Origin of the sequence: Streptomyces spinosisporus (genome assembly GCF_022698145.1) — a bacterium.
Lineage (GTDB): Bacteria > Actinomycetota > Actinomycetes > Streptomycetales > Streptomycetaceae > Streptomyces > Streptomyces spinosisporus.
In genome coordinates this window covers 1-16698 of sequence record NZ_JALDAX010000038.1, presented here as the reverse complement: position 1 = coordinate 16698, position 16698 = coordinate 1, and the positions used below count along the sequence as shown (strand labels likewise).

Annotated in this window: 31 protein-coding genes and 1 pseudogene; 29 read left to right on the top strand and 3 right to left on the bottom strand. The window is 68.8% G+C overall.

What is annotated here, in order from left to right; translation table 11 throughout:
• Positions 1–34: 34 nt before the first annotated feature.
• Positions 35–1435: an integrase gene (locus MQN93_RS43200; protein WP_242713841.1), complete on the bottom strand. Its 1401-nt coding sequence runs from the start codon at positions 1433–1435 to the stop codon at positions 35–37.
• Positions 1436–1886: 451 nt separating this feature from the next.
• On the bottom strand, positions 1887–2348 hold the full coding sequence (locus MQN93_RS43195) for a hypothetical protein (RefSeq protein ID WP_242713840.1): 462 nt from the start codon (positions 2346–2348) through the stop codon (positions 1887–1889).
• 186 nt (positions 2349–2534) lie between these two features.
• Between MQN93_RS43195 and MQN93_RS43190 the strand changes: the two genes are divergently transcribed.
• From MQN93_RS43190 to MQN93_RS43100, 19 genes and pseudogenes are all read left to right on the top strand, one after another.
• Positions 2535–2837, top strand: coding sequence for a helix-turn-helix domain-containing protein (locus MQN93_RS43190; RefSeq protein ID WP_242713839.1), 303 nt, complete (start codon positions 2535–2537; stop codon positions 2835–2837).
• A complete protein-coding gene (locus MQN93_RS43185) occupies positions 2791–3165 on the top strand; it encodes a hypothetical protein (protein WP_242713838.1) in 375 nt (124 codons plus the stop codon). Before MQN93_RS43190 ends, MQN93_RS43185 begins: the two co-directional genes overlap by 47 nt.
• A gap of 115 nt (positions 3166–3280) precedes the next feature.
• Positions 3281–3643, top strand: coding sequence for a hypothetical protein (locus tag MQN93_RS43180; protein WP_242713837.1), 363 nt, complete (start codon positions 3281–3283; stop codon positions 3641–3643).
• Positions 3640–4251, top strand: coding sequence for a hypothetical protein (locus MQN93_RS43175; protein ID WP_242713836.1), 612 nt, complete (start codon positions 3640–3642; stop codon positions 4249–4251). Before MQN93_RS43180 ends, MQN93_RS43175 begins: the two co-directional genes overlap by 4 nt.
• 78 nt (positions 4252–4329) lie before the next feature.
• Positions 4330–4653, top strand: coding sequence for a hypothetical protein (locus MQN93_RS43170; RefSeq protein ID WP_242713835.1), 324 nt, complete (start codon positions 4330–4332; stop codon positions 4651–4653).
• Complete coding sequence (locus MQN93_RS43165; protein ID WP_242713834.1) at positions 4650–5033, top strand: hypothetical protein; 384 nt, start codon at positions 4650–4652, stop codon at positions 5031–5033. The genes MQN93_RS43170 and MQN93_RS43165 overlap by 4 nt, the downstream gene beginning before the upstream one ends.
• The gene (locus MQN93_RS43160) at positions 5030–5287 is read left to right on the top strand and encodes a hypothetical protein (RefSeq protein ID WP_242713833.1); all 258 of its coding nucleotides are present in this window, start codon (positions 5030–5032) and stop codon (positions 5285–5287) included. Before MQN93_RS43165 ends, MQN93_RS43160 begins: the two co-directional genes overlap by 4 nt.
• Positions 5284–6111, top strand: coding sequence for a hypothetical protein (locus MQN93_RS43155; protein ID WP_242713832.1), 828 nt, complete (start codon positions 5284–5286; stop codon positions 6109–6111). The genes MQN93_RS43160 and MQN93_RS43155 overlap by 4 nt, the downstream gene beginning before the upstream one ends.
• Positions 6112–6113: 2 nt before the next feature.
• Entirely contained in the window at positions 6114–7133 is a 1020-nt protein-coding gene (locus MQN93_RS43150; RefSeq protein ID WP_242713831.1) for a recombination directionality factor, read from the top strand.
• A complete protein-coding gene (locus tag MQN93_RS43145) occupies positions 7130–7966 on the top strand; it encodes an exonuclease domain-containing protein (RefSeq protein WP_242713830.1) in 837 nt (278 codons plus the stop codon). The genes MQN93_RS43150 and MQN93_RS43145 overlap by 4 nt, the downstream gene beginning before the upstream one ends.
• On the top strand, positions 7963–8265 hold the full coding sequence (locus tag MQN93_RS43140; RefSeq protein WP_242713829.1) for a hypothetical protein: 303 nt from the start codon (positions 7963–7965) through the stop codon (positions 8263–8265). Before MQN93_RS43145 ends, MQN93_RS43140 begins: the two co-directional genes overlap by 4 nt.
• Positions 8262–8459 (top strand): hypothetical protein, encoded by a 198-nt coding sequence (locus MQN93_RS43135; protein WP_242713828.1) that lies wholly within the window; start codon positions 8262–8264, stop codon positions 8457–8459. Before MQN93_RS43140 ends, MQN93_RS43135 begins: the two co-directional genes overlap by 4 nt.
• Complete coding sequence (locus MQN93_RS43130; protein WP_242713827.1) at positions 8456–8779, top strand: hypothetical protein; 324 nt, start codon at positions 8456–8458, stop codon at positions 8777–8779. The genes MQN93_RS43135 and MQN93_RS43130 overlap by 4 nt, the downstream gene beginning before the upstream one ends.
• Complete coding sequence (locus MQN93_RS43125; protein WP_242713826.1) at positions 8776–9282, top strand: RusA family crossover junction endodeoxyribonuclease; 507 nt, start codon at positions 8776–8778, stop codon at positions 9280–9282. Before MQN93_RS43130 ends, MQN93_RS43125 begins: the two co-directional genes overlap by 4 nt.
• Complete coding sequence (locus MQN93_RS43120; protein ID WP_242713825.1) at positions 9279–9572, top strand: WhiB family transcriptional regulator; 294 nt, start codon at positions 9279–9281, stop codon at positions 9570–9572. Before MQN93_RS43125 ends, MQN93_RS43120 begins: the two co-directional genes overlap by 4 nt.
• Positions 9572–10027, top strand: a complete 456-nt coding sequence (locus MQN93_RS43115; RefSeq protein WP_242713824.1) for a helix-turn-helix domain-containing protein — start codon at positions 9572–9574, stop codon at positions 10025–10027. Before MQN93_RS43120 ends, MQN93_RS43115 begins: the two co-directional genes overlap by 1 nt.
• Positions 10024–10284, top strand: a pseudogene (locus MQN93_RS43110) (WhiB family transcriptional regulator); the annotation flags it as partial. The gene MQN93_RS43115 and the pseudogene MQN93_RS43110, both read left to right, overlap by 4 nt.
• Positions 10285–10589: 305 nt before the next feature.
• Positions 10590–10808, top strand: a complete 219-nt coding sequence (locus MQN93_RS43105; protein ID WP_242713823.1) for a hypothetical protein — start codon at positions 10590–10592, stop codon at positions 10806–10808.
• Positions 10809–10941: 133 nt separating this feature from the next.
• A complete protein-coding gene (locus tag MQN93_RS43100; RefSeq protein ID WP_242713822.1) occupies positions 10942–11379 on the top strand; it encodes a hypothetical protein in 438 nt (145 codons plus the stop codon).
• A gap of 70 nt (positions 11380–11449) precedes the next feature.
• Here the strand turns inward: MQN93_RS43100 and MQN93_RS43095 are convergent, their stop codons facing one another.
• The gene (locus MQN93_RS43095) at positions 11450–11770 is read right to left on the bottom strand and encodes a type II toxin-antitoxin system Phd/YefM family antitoxin (protein WP_242713821.1); all 321 of its coding nucleotides are present in this window, start codon (positions 11768–11770) and stop codon (positions 11450–11452) included.
• A gap of 147 nt (positions 11771–11917) precedes the next feature.
• Between MQN93_RS43095 and MQN93_RS43090 the strand changes: the two genes are divergently transcribed.
• From MQN93_RS43090 to MQN93_RS43045, 10 genes are all read left to right on the top strand, one after another.
• Positions 11918–12877, top strand: coding sequence for a hypothetical protein (locus MQN93_RS43090; RefSeq protein ID WP_242713820.1), 960 nt, complete (start codon positions 11918–11920; stop codon positions 12875–12877).
• Positions 12874–13530 carry a zinc finger domain-containing protein gene (locus MQN93_RS43085; protein WP_242713819.1) on the top strand — a complete coding sequence of 219 codons (657 nt, stop codon included), beginning with the start codon at positions 12874–12876 and terminating at the stop codon, positions 13528–13530. Before MQN93_RS43090 ends, MQN93_RS43085 begins: the two co-directional genes overlap by 4 nt.
• The gene (locus MQN93_RS43080) at positions 13527–13823 is read left to right on the top strand and encodes a hypothetical protein (protein WP_242713818.1); all 297 of its coding nucleotides are present in this window, start codon (positions 13527–13529) and stop codon (positions 13821–13823) included. Before MQN93_RS43085 ends, MQN93_RS43080 begins: the two co-directional genes overlap by 4 nt.
• Entirely contained in the window at positions 13820–14149 is a 330-nt protein-coding gene (locus MQN93_RS43075) for a hypothetical protein (RefSeq protein ID WP_242713817.1), read from the top strand. Before MQN93_RS43080 ends, MQN93_RS43075 begins: the two co-directional genes overlap by 4 nt.
• On the top strand, positions 14146–14463 hold the full coding sequence (locus MQN93_RS43070; RefSeq protein WP_242713816.1) for a helix-turn-helix domain-containing protein: 318 nt from the start codon (positions 14146–14148) through the stop codon (positions 14461–14463). Before MQN93_RS43075 ends, MQN93_RS43070 begins: the two co-directional genes overlap by 4 nt.
• 10 nt (positions 14464–14473) lie before the next feature.
• The gene (locus MQN93_RS43065) at positions 14474–14722 is read left to right on the top strand and encodes a hypothetical protein (protein ID WP_242713815.1); all 249 of its coding nucleotides are present in this window, start codon (positions 14474–14476) and stop codon (positions 14720–14722) included.
• Positions 14723–14758: 36 nt separating this feature from the next.
• Positions 14759–15238 carry an NUDIX hydrolase gene (locus tag MQN93_RS43060; protein WP_242713814.1) on the top strand — a complete coding sequence of 160 codons (480 nt, stop codon included), beginning with the start codon at positions 14759–14761 and terminating at the stop codon, positions 15236–15238.
• Between the two features lie 45 nt (positions 15239–15283).
• On the top strand, positions 15284–15814 hold the full coding sequence (locus MQN93_RS43055) for a hypothetical protein (RefSeq protein ID WP_242713813.1): 531 nt from the start codon (positions 15284–15286) through the stop codon (positions 15812–15814).
• Positions 15815–15819: 5 nt separating this feature from the next.
• Positions 15820–16224, top strand: a complete 405-nt coding sequence (locus MQN93_RS43050) for a DUF4326 domain-containing protein (RefSeq protein WP_242713812.1) — start codon at positions 15820–15822, stop codon at positions 16222–16224.
• A gap of 75 nt (positions 16225–16299) precedes the next feature.
• On the top strand, positions 16300–16698 hold a 399-nt coding region (locus MQN93_RS43045), incomplete at its 3' end, for a hypothetical protein (protein WP_242713811.1).

Below are 16698 nucleotides of genomic sequence, written 5' to 3'. Positions count from 1 at the left end.
AAGCTCTTGTTGGAGATCCACTTCATGAACAACGTTATGACGACCTGCCGCGAGCCTCGCTGACTTGCCGTTTCATCCACCCTGCAAGATCAACAGGGAGAGTAGCGGGAGACGGAGGCGGCTCCCACCCCTCCGGAAGCGTCACCACGAACCTCTCCCAACGCGCCTGCAACGACTCAGCGATGATCCGCTCCATCGCTGGCGTCACATTCGAGTACAGCCCCTCGACGCCGGCCAGTTCGTGCCCCATCCGCGACTCCGTGGCGACGCGGCTGTGGCCCTCCTCGTCGAGCCACTCCTTGTGCCCGTGCCGCATCAGGTACTGCCGCTTGCCTTTCCAGGCCACCACCGGGGGCAGTTCCACGACGGGCCGCCGGGAGTCCACCACCTGGCGCTGGCCGAGCCTCGTGCGCTCGAACTCCTGCTTCGCCTCGCGTCCGTCGGCGAACTTCCGCCAGTAGTGGTACGGGAAGTTCGCGTTGATCAGCGGCCCGTTATTGATTGAGGTAAACACCCACTCGGACTCCCGCGACGCGAGCAGCATCTCCAGCAGCTCGGCCAGGAACCGGGGGATCACGAGGGTTCGCCGCGACTCGTACTTCGGCGGGTACAAGCTCGCTGGCCCGGTCCCCTCCTCGCGCTGGTGCTGCCACTGCACACGGATCGCGGGCATCAGACTCGGACCGTACCGTTCGAGGTCGTCGGCATGCCGCTCTTCACGGTCCGCCTCCCGCGGGTCGTCCACGGGGTCGGAGGCCGGCCAGTTCGGGTGGCAGTACTCGGGGCGCAGTCCGTACAACTCGGCCGGGCGCATGCCGGTCATGGCGAACGTCCACACGTACACGTATCCGTCCAGGCCCCAGAAGGCGAGGGCGTTGCACGCGAGCTGGTGGACGTCCTCGATGCGCATCTCACGCTTCCGCTCGCGCGGCTTCTTCTTGTACACGCCGCGGCGCCGCTTCTTCTGCACGGGGGATGCCGGCCGCAGTCCGTCGTCGACGGCGTCGTCCATCAGCATGCTGAAGACGAGGAGGATTTCACCGCGGTACCGGTCGCCGATGTTCGGCTGGTCTTCCAGCCACAGTGCCCAGGCCCGGTAGGCGGATGGCTTGATGTCGGCTACGGCTACGTCGCCCCACCGCGGCTCGATGTACAGCCGGATGTACGACTCGACGTTCCTTCTGCGGAGGTGGCCGACGCGGATGGTCTGCTGCCAGGTCCGGCAGTACTCGCGCATGAGGATGGTGCCGTCGCGGCGGCTGATGTACCGGTCGTTGCGGATGTCCGATTCGCGGTCGAGGCCGTAGGCGATCGCGTCGTCCTGAGTGTCGAACCCGCCCTGGCTGTCGTAGATCCAGCGCCCTGTCTCGGGGTGCTTCTTGCCGGTGTTCCACCGGACGCGCCACTTGCTGCCGCGCCGTTCGGCGTAGGGCATGCGTCATCCCCCCAGATGAACCGCAGTTGACGTGGGACGCGGATGCGCCGGCAGGCACCCCTACCGCCGGCTTCCGCGTACTGACTGCTCTACTGTGCCCGGCCGACTGGGCAGCCGGCGCACTTTCTGCAATCGATTCCCTGGCCGCTCATCATCCTCCGTACCTGACCCTGAATGACACGGTCGGTGGCTGTTGCTGACGCCAGGATGCAAACGATCTCACCCGCCGTTTCGAGCACTCGGCCTATGAACCCAGGCTCGTCGTACGTGATCACCGTCGCCATACAGGTTCCCCCTGTCCTGCTGTGTGGAGAACCCCCCAGGTGTGAACGAAATCCTGGCATGCCGAACGCGCGGGCGGGAGGGGAGGCTTGACGATTCTTCAGCCCCGGACGATCACAATCCGGTCACGGCGAAAAGGTTGTACGGCAAAGGCCTGCAGTTCAGTGACTTACGGCAACAGGCCCCGCCTTCGCAGTTCCTCCATAACTCGTTCACCCATGGCTTGGATCTGACGGCCGGTGAGCTCCGGTGCCACCGTCATCGCCGACTTCGCGACTGCGTCCGGGATGCCCTCGCTCAGCGCTTCCGGAGCGAAGTGCGCGATCTGCGCACCTTCGATCAGCTCGGTGCCGTCCTCCAGGGTGATGGAGTCGGCCTCGCCCTCGATGACCGCCTTGCAGGAACCGGCCCGGAACTTGAAGCCCATCTCCAGCTTCGCGTAGGTCGACTCCCTCACACGCCGCGGCGCTATATCGCGGCCGCCCTCGATCTTCCGGTAGGTCGTGTGGGAGATCCCGCACGCGTCGGCGGCCGCCTCCTTGCTGCGGTAGCCGAGCACGACACGGCGCTGGGTCACAAGCGTCGCGAGTTTCTGCAGGTGGCGGGCGTCGTCACCACTGGTGTAGGCCATGCGGCCAATGATGCCAGCGACCGCCAGCGACCGCTAGAAACACCTCAGTAAGTGACCGTAAGGATGCAGCAGGTAGGCGGAATCACGCGGCCTCACTCTCCCGTCCGCTAGCGGAAACTCGCGAAAACATGAAGTTACTCGCGCGTACCGCTAGATACCGAGAGTTTCACCCGCTACCTTCAACACATGGAAAGACCCCAACCCACCTTCCAGGTGGATGGGGCGGCAATCCGCACACGCCGCATGGAGCTCGGCATGACCGTGCGCGGCTGCGCAAGGGCCGCCGGCCTCTCGCACAGCTACCTCAGCGAACTCGAAACCGGGCTCAAAGAGGACATGCGCCCCCCCAAATACGCGGGACTACGCACCGCCCTCCAGATCCAGCCCGACGACCGCAGGCTCCTCATCCCCACGCCAGAGGACCAGCACAGAAAGGAACCCGATGGCAGCCAGGAAGGCGCCCCCCGCCCCCACCCCGACCCCGGCTGAGCCAGTCCTGGAGCGCTTCTACAACGTCCGCAACGCCGCCATAAGGCTCGGCCTCACCGACCCGGCCAAGCCCGACGACACCACCGGACAGCGCTGGCTCCGCGACGGCTACAACCGCCCCGAAGACGGCAGCAAGGGCCGCAAGTTCCCCGGCCGCTACATGGGCCGCGACCTGATGTTCAGCGAATCCGAACTCGCCGTCATCGCGGACATCGCACTCGAAGAGTCCACGGCACGCCAGAAGGCGAAGGAGAAGCCGCCGGTGTCGACCGGCCGGCCGCGCCGCATCCGCAGAACCGCAGCGGCACCCGCCCTCGCCGCCTCCTGAACGAAACGGGCCCGCCCCGGAAGCCCCCGGAGACGAGCCCAGTCCCACTGAAGCACGAAGCAAGGAGTGGAACATGACCGATCCTACCGATCTCCCCGGGCGCAGCGTCCTCGTGATGACGCTGCCGAAGGCCGCGCTGTCGTTCGCTGACGCGCAGACTGCGCGCCGCCGCAACGAGGTCGCCTACGAGACGACGGTCACCGTGCAGGAGCTGCCGACGCAGCACGTTGCCTGGGAGGCCCTCCCGGACCGGGTCCTGGTGACGTCAACCGAGATGAGCGTCCTTGCGGACCGGCTGTTCGTGATGGGCGGGTCGGTGACGACGACGGTTCTGCCGTGGGGTCAGACGGTGTGGACGCTGCACACTCGGACGTGGTCGGACTCGCCTGAGTTCCCGCCGGTTCCGGTGCATGTGTCGGTGACGGTGTCGTCGGACGAGCCGGTGATGGAAGAGGTCCGTCTGGCGGTGCGGCGATGACGATCTCCGAGCTCGCCCTCGCGGCGAAGAAGGTCATCGAAGCGGCGTGGCTGCACGGTGAGCCGTATGACCTGGCGTCACAGGCGGCGTTCGCGTTGGAGTCCGCGCAGCTGCTGCAGTCGCCGCACACGGCGGACGAGTTGGACGTCCTGCGGCGCTCGGTCGAATCCAATCGCGTGGATGGCCAGCGTCTGATCCGGGCGGAGCAGCGGCGCGCTGAGCTTGAGGCCGTCATCTCCGTGCACCGCAACGACGACCAGGCGCGGATCGAACGGCTGCAGTCGCGGGTCGATGAGGTCGAGCGGAAGTACGCGTTCGACACGGCCGAGTTGCGGCGAGAGAACGACGCGCTGCGAAAGCAGGTCGCCGAGCTGGAGGCCCTGAACCGGCAGATGGGCCGTCGCGGCATGAAGGTGTACGCGCAGGCGGTCGAGGCAGGACAGCGGGTCCGCGAGCTGGAGGCGGAACGCCGGACCGTGAACGAGGTCCTCGACGACGCGGCACAGACGCTGCGCGGCCGGGCCCTGATCGAAGACCCGCACGATGGTCCGCTCTCACACCGGTACACGGTCGGCCGTGACCTGCCCCAGGCGGGGGGCGCCTCGTGATCTGGCTCCTCCCTGCCACGTTCCTCGCCGCCGTCGCGATGGTGGCGTGGGCCGTGCTCATCCCGGGCGGTGAGCCGAATGCCGACTGAAGTCATCGACATGCTCGCCGGACTCACCGTCGAACGCGCCGTGTTCCTCGCGCTGATGCTGTTCGGCACCCCCGCCGCGGTCGTCCTGTACGTCGCCAACACGGACCTCGACCTGCGCACGCCCGTCATCCGGGCGGCCGGGAGCGTGCATCAGGCGGCCGTACACGCCGGCCACGACGTGAACCGCTGGCTGGCCCTGGCGCTGGCCCATGCCGCGCAGCTGCGTGACCGGGCGCGCCTCATCTTGATCGCCGGGCTGCTCCTCGCGGTCGCCTACCTCGACACCACTTCGAACAACGGGGGCTCCCGATGAACCCGTCCACGAACCCCGACCTGTCCTTCGAACTCCGCGCCGACTGGCTCACCGGCTATCTGCGGGCCGACCAGATCCGCACCGACACCCTCGTTCAACTGGTCTCCCACTGGGGAGACCCCGACGCCCGCGACGACATCATCGCCCGCCTCGACCAGCTCGCCGAGGTCGTGCAGGGCCCGCGCCGCGAGGGCGAGTTGGACGCCGCAGTCGAAGCGGTAGAGGAAGCCGCGGTCATGGATACGGCCCGTATCGAACTCACGGTGCGGGCGGCCCGCCGTCTGATGCAGGAACTGGGGCACGTGGCTTCGAAGCTGTGCCGGTTCAACCCGGCCGGCACGCGCATCCCGCGGCAGCAGGACGGGAGGCGGTCCGCATGATGCCTTCGTTCCGTGACCAGCTGATCCACCAACTCCAGTGCGAGGGCGCGTTCACCGAGACCGGCGCCCGCGAACTCACCGACGCCGCGATCGGCGAAGGCATCGAGGCGTACCCGGGGGAGCTGGCCCTGCTCCGCACCATCGTGCGCACGGCTCGTGTCGCTGTCCGGAACAGGGACTTCGCCGCGATCGAGCAGGCCCTCATCAACCACGCCAGCGACGACGCGGCCGCACGAGCGGAGACCAAGCGATGACCCAGCCCAAGCACGCCCGCGAGACCGAGCGGGGCCGCTACTACAGCGACCCCGCCGGGGGCCCCGACCTCGTCTCCGTCACCAACGTCATCGACACCGCCGTCAACAAGACCATGGCCCTCGTGCCCTGGGGCGTGAAGGTGACCCTGGAACACACCCTCGACCACTGGCCGCTCCTCACCGACCGCGTCCGCGACGACCGGCCCGCCCTCACCCGGGAACTCAAGGCCATCCACAAGGGCATCCGTGAGCAGGCCGCCGACCTCGGCGACCGCGTCCATCTCGGAGCGGAAGCCTACGTTCTCGGCGCGCCCCTCCCGGACGACCCGGAAGTCGAGCCCTACCTTGACCAGTTCGAGTTGTGGCTGCAGTCCTGGGGGGTCTCCCTCACCGAGCATGTAGAGGCCACAGAGATCACCGTCCTGCACCGGCGCCTCGGCTACGCCGGCACCGCAGACCTGATGGTGTGGCTGCCGACCGGACCGGCCGGGCGGATGGAGCTGTGGCTGATCGACTACAAGTCTTCCGCCACCCGCCGCGCCTCCTCGGTCTATCCGGAGAACACCCTCCAACTCGCCGCGCTGCGGCACGCGGAGACCGTGCTTCTCCCGGATGACACCGAGCAGCCGATGCCTCGCATCGAACGCACTGGCGTCCTCAACCTCCGTGCCAAGTCGCACGCCCTGGTGCCGATGCCCGCTGACCGGACTGCGTTCCGCGCGTTCCGTGGCGCCCTCGAAACCACGAAGTGGCTGCACGCCGCGGCCTCCTCCTATCCCGCACTCGCCGCACCGACTGCGGCCGCATCCCGAAAGGCAGCCTGACCATGGGGGCCCGACTCCGTAACATCCAAGCCCGGGCGGCCGAGCACGGCCGGCTGCGCACCGGCTACACCCAGGGCAAGCGGCCCATGCGCTCGGCGACGTGGGTGGTCACCTCCCACAGCGAGGACCACGTCCGTGCCGCGGCAGTCCTGTGGGGTGGCGAGCCAGAGCAATGGCAGCCCCTCAACTCCACGATCAGTCAGTGGCGTGTCATCACCAAGGCGTCGTCCATCGAGGCACTGATCACTCCCGGCGATCCGCTCAACCAGTACAACGAGATGTGGAGTGCGGGCGGATGCCAGCGCCGCTGCGACGGCGACACCGAACTGCTGACCCGTCAGCCGTGCATCTGCGCCGCCCGCTTCGGTGAGGACTGGCACCAGCAGAAGAAGGGCACCGTCTGCTCCACCACCTCCCGCCTGAACGTGATGCTCCCGGACCTGTCCGGGATGGGCATGTGGCGGGCCGAGACGCACTCCTTCTACGCCGCGCAGGAGTGGGGCGGCATGGTCGACATGGTCCTCGCGGGAACAGACGGCAAGGGCTTCATCCCGGTGACGCTGCGGATCGAACCCAGGCAGGTCATCCGCGAGGGCCAGACGAAGAAGTTCCCGGTCGTCGTTGTCGAGCTGCGCGGTGTCACCCCGCGGCAGGCGCTGGCCGGGCCGATGAACGCTGCGGCTGCTCTCGACCCGGGGGCGGCTGGGCAGGCGCGGGCGGCGATCGAGGGTCCGAAGGGCCGCGACTGGATCGCCGAGGCGAATGGTGCGCTGACATCGGACGATGTCCGTGACCTGTGGATGGAGGCGCAGAAGGAAGGCGCCGTCCACCCGAAGGGCACGGACGCGCTGTCCAGGCAGCTGATGGCGATCGCTTCAGAGAAGGACGCGGAGAACAAGGCGCCGGATACCGGGCCGGGCCCGGACGAGGACGGCGCCTACGAGGTCGAGGTCGTCGACGAACCGCGCGAGCCCGCGGGCTGGCCGGCCGCCGCGCGGCCTGGATCGGGGGCTGGCCGATGAGCGCCCCGTGGCACGTCCAGCGCATGGCAGCCCTCGACTTCGAATGCTCCGACAAAGAGCCGACGACCGCGCGCGCAGTCCAGTGCGCCCTCATCCTCGTCGGCGGCGGCCTCAACACCGACATGAGCGCCTGGACCATCAACCCCGGCATCGCCCAAGAACCCGGCGCAATCGCCGTCCACGGCCTCACCGACGAGTACCTCGCCGAACACGGCCAGGACCCCGAGCCCGCGCTCGGCGCCATCGCCAAGTCGGTCGCCGAGGTCGTCGCTGCGGGCATCCCGCTCGTCGGCCACAACATCGGCTTCGACCTCACCCTGCTGAACGCGGAGTGCCAGCGGCACCTCGGCGACTCACTGGAAGGGATCTGCCGCCAGCCCCTCACGCGGGTCCTGGACACCATGGTCTTGGACAAGCACGCCGCCCCATACCGGCGGCGTGTGTCGGAGACGCAGGGCCCGTACCAGATGCGCACCACCGCAGAGGTGTACGGGCTGGGCTGGGATGAGGAGCAAGCGCACGGCGCCTCCTATGACGCCCTCATGTCGGTGAGGGCCGTCTACAAGATGGGCGTCATCGCTCACACCCGGCCGGAGGACCGTCCCGACTGGGTGCAGGCCCTGCGGAACCGGCGCGGCCCGTATGACCGGTTCAACGACCTCGCGTTCGTCGACGTTGAGGAACTGCACCGCCGGCAGGTGGTGTGGGCTCGCGAGGACGCGGCCTCGTATCAGGCCTGGCTGCGGAACCCGGCCAAGTCGGGGGAGAAGCACAACCCGGATGCGGTGATCGACGGGACGTGGCCACTGCGCCAGGCCGGGGGTGCGTCGTGACCAGCCGCCGCACCCTCACCGACCGAAACGACCGCCAGGCCAAACAGATCGACCGGCTCATCGCAGAACGCGACGCCGCCCGCCACGACGCAGAAGCCAACGCCTACGCCCTCCAGCAGGTCGCGGGCGAACTGTCCCGCTGCAAGGACGTGGTGGCGTCCCACCTCGTCGCCGCCGGCCATCCGTCGACGGTGCTCCACGACGTGCGTCACTTCCGTGACTCGCTGCAGCAGGCCCTCGAAGACGCCCGCGTCGACCTGCGCCTCGAACTCGCCCGCCTCGAAGGGAGCCAGCTGTGAAGCTCACGACCCGCCATCTCGTCCGTGGCCGCGGCCTGCACCGCGCCCCAGCGCAACGTCCGGAGGGTGCGCTCGTCGGGCAGAAGTTCGTGCGCTGCGGCCAGTGCGGAGGCGTCGAGTCCGCCGCCACGGTGCACGGCACCCAGCTCCGCTGCGCTGAAGGCCACCTCGTACCAGCAGGCGGTGCGATGTGAGCGGCAACACCATCGCCAACCTCGCCTACCTGACGTTCATCGCCGGGCTCGGCGCCACCCTCATCTACCTGTGCTGGGAACGCAAGCCATCCGAGACCGAGCGCGCTGCCGCCGCCCACGAACGCGTCGGCCTGCCTCCGGTGGACGAGCACGACGTGGGACCCGACGCGCTGCGCCTCCTGCAAGACCTCGACGCCCACCTCAACGACTACTACGCCCGCCTGCCGGGCCTGTTCGAGGAGGTCGGGCCGCCCGACCCCGACGGGATCGCCCGGCTCATGAAGGCCGTCCGCGACGAACAGAACAAGGGGGAGAAGTGACCACGCACATCTGCGAAACCTTGGCCACCAGCCAGACCGCGCCCGACCTTGAGGTCGTCGTCCGCAACCACCGCCCGGCACCTCAAGGCAGCAAGAAGCACATCGGTAACGGCCGGATGATCGAACACTCCAAGCGGGTCAAGCCCTGGCGGGACGTCGTCCACGAGGCAGCCAAGGCCGCGATGAACGACCGCTGGCTGGCCGGCCGGGGTGAGGAGATCCTCGACGGCCCGCTGTCGGTGGAGGTCGTGTTCACCGTCCGCAAGCCCGCCTCGGCGCCGAAGCGACGCGTCACGTGGCCGACGACTCGGGACAGCGGGGACATCGACAAGCTGCTCCGCTCCACGTTCGACGCTCTCACCACGTCGGATGCGATTGCCGATGACTCGCGGGTCGTCGAGGTCACCGCCCGCAAGGTGTTCCCCGGCGAGGGCCTTGATGCGCTCGACGCGCCGGGCGCTGTGATCCGCGTGTGGAAGCTCACCGAGGCGGCGGCCCGATGAGCGACACCTGGCCCGAGCAAGCCATCTGCGCCACCCCCCAGTACGAGGGCCACGCCAACCTGTGGTTCCCCAACCCCGAAGACCGGGAAGCGATCACCGCCGCGAAACGCGTCTGCGCCTCATGCCCCGTACGCCTGGCGTGCCTGAGCGACGCTCTCGCTGAAGAGGGCTCCCGTCACGCGGAGAACCGGTTCGGGATCCGAGGAGGCCAGACCAGCGAGGACCGCTACCGCCTGTACGCCCGGTCAATCAGGGCGCGGCGACGTCAGGCCGAGGAGGTGGCGGTCTGATGCCCGGCCCCCAAGGCGTACCCCGCGCCGACATCATCGACCTCCTCGCCGAAGGCCACTCCAACCGCGAAATCCACCGCCGCCTCGGCGCCTACCCCGCCCGCATCGCCCGCATCCGCACCGAACTCGGCCTCCCCAAATACGACCGATCCGGGACGCTCACCCTCGACCAGAAATGGGCCACCTACACCCACCCCACCCCCGGCGGCCACCTCAAATGGACCGGCCCACGCGGCGCATACAGCACACCCATCCTCCGCCACCACGGCACCCGCCACCAAGCCCGCGCCATCGCCTTCCACCACCACTACGGCCGCACCCCAGTCGGACAAGTACGGCCCACATGCGGCCAAGCCTGGTGCGTCGCCCCCGGACACGTCGCCGACCAGCTGATCCGCGCCGCGAACCAGCGCGCCGACGCCAAATACACGGCCATCTTCGGGAGGACCGGATGAGCCACTACACCGGGGCCATCCCCGACACCGCGGCCCGGGCCGGCGACTGGCTCGCCAGCGCCCCCTGCAAAGCCGACCCCGACGCCATGTTCCCCGGCATCAACAAGCACGACATCGAGTACGCCAAGGACTTCTGCCGCGGCTGCTCCGTCACCGAACGCTGCCTGCAATGGGCGCTTGAGACCGGTGAAGAGCACGGCGTGTGGGGTGGCCTCAGCGAAGGTGAACGCCGCGCCCTCCGGCGCCGCGCGGCTCGCCCCATCAGCATCGACGAGTACGCCGGCACCCGCAGCACCCGCAAGCAGGCAGCCACTCTCCAAGAGGTCTGGGACGCCAACGCCCTGCCCGAGGGCGAGCACACCCTGTGGCTCGGGCCGAAAGTCATCAACCAGCCCGGGACGAAAAGTCAGGTCACCCCGAACCGGCTCTCGTTCTACCTCGACCGCGGCCACTGGCCCGAGGGCGACACGAAACGGACGTGCGGGGTGTCGGGGTGCGTGAAGCCGTCGCACCTCAATGACCGGGTGGAGCGGGCCGAGGAAGCAGACCTGGCGGTGGCGGTATGAACGGTCAGATGCCCGGCCCCGGCCCGCCGCTCCTCGACTGGCGCGACGCCCGCCACTGGTCCCACACCCCCAAGCCGTGCCGCTACTGCGGCAAGCCGACGAACCTGCGGGACTCGAAGCGGTCGCCAGCGCACAAGGTGTGCGCCGAAGCAGCGCTCGCGGTCCAGGCGGCGGAAGCGGCTGGCGCCTATCAGGCGGAGACCCGCCTCCACTGACTCCCGTGACTGGCGGCCGACCCCCTCGGAGCCCGGCTCCGCGGCCGCCACCGGGCCCACCCCGACTTCCCCCCAGGGGTGGGCCCGGCCCATCGAAACCACACCAGCCACACCAACCAGAAAGGCACACGCCATGCCCAACCTCGGACCCGCCGACGTCCCAGAGATCAAACTCGACGCCGCGGCCGCAGCCATCGAAGCGTCCATGACCCGCGACCAGCGCCGCGGCCTCTTCGAGAAGCCCGGCACTGTCGTCTACGCCATCGTCGAGCTCACCTCGAAGACCTACACCGGCCACGCCGAGGGCGAGGAGAAGCCCTCCCAGGTGAAGGTCCGCGTCACCGGCTGCGAGGTCGCCCGCTCCGACGAGGACGCCAAGTCCCTGATCGATGCCCGCCGTGCGATGTACCGCGGCCGGCAGATCGACGGGACGTTCGACGAGGTCGGGCGCGGCCCGATCCACCCGGGCAACCACCTCGACGAGCTCATGGCGACGAAGCCGAGCGAGGACGAGCTGAAGGAGTTCAAGCGGCGCCGGGAGCAGGCGGAGCGCGACGAGTTCGTGCGCTGACCGACGAGCAGCACAAAGCCCCGCACCGATCAGGTGCGGGGCTCGCGGGATCGGGGAGGAGGAGCCGATGTCAGGTCGAGTCGAGGACCCGACGCTTGGCGGTGTCGAGCGCTTCGCGGATGACGCGGGCCTTGTGTACGACGTCCGGATCAGTGCCGGCTTCCAACTCGCCCAGGTACGCGCGCAGTTCGCGGAGGAGGTCGGCGTCCTCGTATGCCTCGTAGCTGACGACCACGGCGGCTTCCTTGCCGCGGTTGATCAGCACCGTCGGCTCACCAGCGAAACGCGCGCGGGCGATGACCTGACCGAGGACGTTGCGCGCCTCGGCGATCTGGTTCCGGTGGACGGTCGGCCGCTCGCTCATAGGCACAGCGTAACTGCTGATGGCCATGACAGTCACGGTGGCTCCCTTAGCTATGGTTCTCGTAGCGTTCTTAGCTATGATAGCTACAGCGGGGTGGGGTTGAACAGACCTCCCTAAGCGCTCTGGTTCCGCGCGCCCAAAACCACCTATCGCTACGCACGAGAGAAGCTCTTCATGGCCTGGTTCGCCCTCGACGACGGGTTCGACACGCATCCCAAGGTGCGCAAGGCGGGCAACGCCGCCGTCGGCCTGTTCGTGCGCCTCGGCGTGCATGCCACTAAGCACCTCACCGAAGGCCACCTCGACGGCGCGATCGTCCGCGACTACGGCACCGACGCAACCGTCCGGAAACTCATCGCCGTCGGCATGCTCCACGAGTACGGCCACCGGTGCCCTCGCTGCCCGCAGCCGGCCGAGGGCGGCTACTTCATCCACGACTACCTCGACTACAACAAGTCCCGCGCGCAGATCGAAGCGGCCCGCGAGGCAGCCCGGAAGCGGCAGAACCGCGGCCGTGAATCAGCTCGCCGCAACCGAAACGAGCGCGATTCTGCTCCCATTTTCGCTCCAAACTCGCGCCAAAATGGCGCCAGTTCAGCGCGAAACTGCGACGAAAATGCACCCCTGTTTGACGGTGAAACCGCAGGTCAGGAAGACCTGTCACGGCGTGACACCCATGAGGGTGCAACGGGTGTCCCCTCCCCTCCCCTCCCCTCCCATAACTACGACGTGGCTGATGTAAGTGGGGAAACTACCGGTAGTAGCACGGCTGATCTTGACGCTTACGCGCCCACGCCGATCGAGATCGACGGCTTCCAGCTGACCGACTCAATGCGCCGCTGGGCCGCAGCCACCTACCCCGGCCTCGACATCGAGCACGCCACCCAGCAGTTCATCAGCCACTACCGCTCCACCGGCGCCCGCCGCAAGTCCTGGCCCGACGCCTGGCAGAAGTGGATCCGCGACGACGCCAAACGCGCCAGCGAACGCGGACCCCGCACCCCCGGGAACGTCGTCGCCCTTCCCGGCCAGATCGCCCTCCGACGCTCCACCACCGACGAACGCGTCGCCGCCGGCCTCGCCCTCGCCGCCGAATTCCGCGCCCTCGAAACCCAGCAAGGAGACACCGCATGACCCCAGCCGAGGTCGCCGACCTCCTCGCCTACTGCGCCGCCTTCGACCGCCGCACCATCGGCAAAGCCGACGTCCTCGCCTGGCAACCCCTACTCGCCAACGTCGACTTCAACGAAGCCCGCGACGCCGTCGCCAACCACTACGCCCGCGACACCCGCTGGATCATGCCCGCCGACATCCGCGACGCAGTCACCGCCACGCACCGCGACCGCCTCGCCAGGCACACCGACCCCACCCCCAAGGCAGACCCCGACGACCCGCATGCCTACCGCGCCGAACTCCTCGGCACCCGCCGCGCCGTCGCCGCCGGCCAGCAAGAGCCCGCACAGCACGAACTCACCGCAGGGCCCATGCACCCCGACGTCGCCGCCCGCCTGAAAACCCTCGGCTCCTACGTCCCGCAGACCGTCGACGAAGCCCTCGACGCCTACCGCCCCATCAAAGCCGCACGCCGAGCCGCCATCACCAACGGCCACCCCGACGCCCTCTCCGTCCCCTGCGACTGGTGCCAAGCCCCCACCGGCGAACCCTGCCGCGCACGCCGCGTCGTCCCAGGCGGAGGCGCCACCGCATCCCGCCGACGGTCGACCCCCCACCCCTCCCGCATCGACGACGCCCGCACCGCCATGAACCAGGAGGAGACCGAAGCATGAACGACCACCCCGTCCACCGCGACGACATCACCGCCATGAACAAGCAGGGCGACCTCAAGTCCTACATGCGCAGCCTCATCCAACCCACCAAGAGCACCACGCCTGAGACCCGCAGACGCAAACCCAGCTGGGGCGCCATCCCCATCCCACCCGACCACAAACCCGGCCAATGGCCACCCGGCACCAGCCCACCCGGACCCGCACCCGAACGCTCTTTCCCCGCCGAGACCTGGGACCGAGCCGTCCACGACTACCGCACCACCAGCGTTGCCCACGAGGAGGAGACCCAGTGAACGCCGTCCCGAAGATCACCGGCCCGTGCGAGCACTGCAAGCAGCCCCGCCCCCTGTTCCGCTACGAGCCCGAGCACAACGCCCACCTCGGCGGTGGCTTCGCTACTTGCCGCTGGTGCACCCGCGAGAAGCAGCCGCTCCTATGCGTCCGCTGCTGGGAGAAGGAGCGACTCCGCGAAGAGAACGATCCCGCACTCAACGAGGAAGCCGAGACCCTCGAAGAGATCTGCGCCGCCAATCGGCGCGCAGACGAACGACGCGAGCGCATCAGCAAGGAACTCGCCGGGATCGCCGCGGCCACCGAGCGCGCCGAGGCCGAACGATGACCCGCCGCTGCCGCATCGACGACTGCACCCACGAAGCCCGTACCGGACGACGCATCTGCGGCATGCACCGCCAACGCATCTGGCGCCACGGAGACCCGAACTTCACCGAATGGACAGTCGCCGACGAACAAGACGTCCAAACGATCATCCGCGAAGCCCGACCCGCACCCGGACTCACCCGACTCGAACGCATCCAAGTCGCCCAAGGCCTCACCCAACACGGCCTCCCCGCACAAGAGATCGCCCGCATCCTCGACGTCACCCCACGCACCGTCTACCGCTGGCGCAGCGAAGGCTTCCGCCAAGCCGCCTGAAAGGAACCCCATGACCACCCCACAAGAAGCCGCAACCACCCGCCGCAACGCCATGGAACTCACCCTCCACCGCCTCACCAACACCCAACCCGGCGCCATCCACAGCGAGATCACCCGACTCTGCAACGGAGGCGGCATCGAACCCCTCGCAGCCATGACCATCCACCTCGCCGACGCCATGGCCGCCGTCCTCATCAAAGACACCGGCAGCCGCGAAGACGCCATCACCGCCCTCCGCCAGCAACTCGGCACCACCTGAACGACCACCAACCCGCACACCCGAAAGGACCCCGACATGACCACCCCCGCCGGCACCAACCTCAAACCCCTCGCCCCACTCGCCCGCACCATCGCCGAAACCATCCGCGACACACCGGTACGCCTCGGCAGCCCCGAAGGCGCCGCCGATCTGGTGGCCACGCTCACCGTGAAGGTCGCCGCCTACATGGGCCACGAACTCGGAACAGACGCCCGGATCCTCGGCGAGATCGTCGCCGAACGCGAACGCCAAGACGCCAAGTGGGGCGAACAAAACCACCCCGACGGCACCGGCAACCAGAGCCAGCAAGAACGAGCCGACTTCGCCCGCCGCTGGTGCGACAGCGCCTTCCAATCCGGCTACGGCACCTGGGCCGACGTCCTCGCCGAAGAAGTCGCCGAAGCCAGCGCCGAATCCGACCCGGCCAAGCTCCGCACCGAACTCATCCAGGTCGCCGCAGTCGCCATCAACTGGATCGGCGCCATCGACCGCCGCACCCAACAGCCCACCACCTGACCAACTGAACGCCGCAACAACCCACCCGCACAACGAGAGGAAACCATGACCAACCAGCCCACCACCCCGCCCACCGAGCAGCAGCTCGACGACATCGAAGCCCGTGCCGCCGCCCTGTACGAGTACGCGACCGTCACCGACCCCGAGGGGCAGGCCGCACTCCAACAGCTCACCGACGAGGACGTGCCCGGGCACGTCGCCGAGGTGCGCCGGCTGCGCGCCGTCGTCGGAGAGGACGTCATCCGGAAGGACTGCGACTGCAGGGGCGTGGTGCACGCGGACGAATGCGAGGTCTACCTCGAACTGCTCCGCACGACCGAGCCCACCCCTGAGCCGCCGATGGGGCGCCTAGCTGCTCGGTGGGAGCAGCTTGCCGAGCAGGGCGACAAGGCCATCGGCCACTTCGAAGGGCCGACTGCCGTGACGCTCAACGCCGAAGTCGAGGAGCGCGGACGCGTGTACCGGCAGGCTGCGGCAGACCTTCGCGAGGCGCTCGCCACGGGCCGCCTCCCGCGTGACTTGATGATCCGGGCCGAGCGCGCTTCAGCCCCGGCTGCTGTCGAGACGGGCGAGTGACCGCCATGACCGCCCGGCAGATCGCCCTCGACACGCAGCCCCGCCGCCTCCAGCGCCGCCGCCTCAAAGGCTGGCGCGCACCCGACGGCGCCGTCTACGTCGGCCGGGGCAGCCGCTGGGGCAACCCCTTCACCGTCGCCGACTGCCTCGAAGCGAACTGGGCCGACACCGCCGACGAAGCCCGGAAGATCAACGTCGAGTTCTTCGAGTCCTGGCTCGACGGAACCCTCGACGGCGGACCTGGCCCGGAAGGCACCTCGTGGTCGCAGGAGCGCCGCGACTGGATCCGTGAGCACGTCGCCGAGCTCAAGGGCCGGGACCTCATGTGCTGGTGCCCTCTGCCCGCCCCGGGTGAGACCGACCACTGCCATGGCGCGGTGCTGCTCCGCCTCGCGAACTCGTCCGCATGACCACGAGCACGGCGCCCCGCTGCAGCTATCAGCGGGGCGCCGGCCGAACCGACCCTCTCACGACTGGAGACGACCATGACTGACCCGCAGACCCTCTGCCGCACCTGTGTGACCGCGATCGGCTACATCGACGCGCCCACTGGCGGCTGGTGGGCGCACGAGACGCATCCCGCCGACGACCACGACGCCGTGCCTGGCGCGTGGGTGGACGGCGACGAGCTGATGGAAGCGATCGCCGCCGGGGTGTGGGAACACTGCGCTGGCGAGGGGACGAGCCTCGTCGTCGAAGATCCGCGGAACATCGCGGGCACCGCCGTCGCGGTCGCCCGACGGATGCTCACCATCGACGACCACCGGCTCGCCCTGTCGGAGTCCCTCGACCTCGGTACGGGTGCGCCGTGGGATGCGATCCACGAGCGGGTGCAGGAGCTGCGCCGTCTGGCCGCCGAGGCGCAGGCCGCCGACCAGACGCTG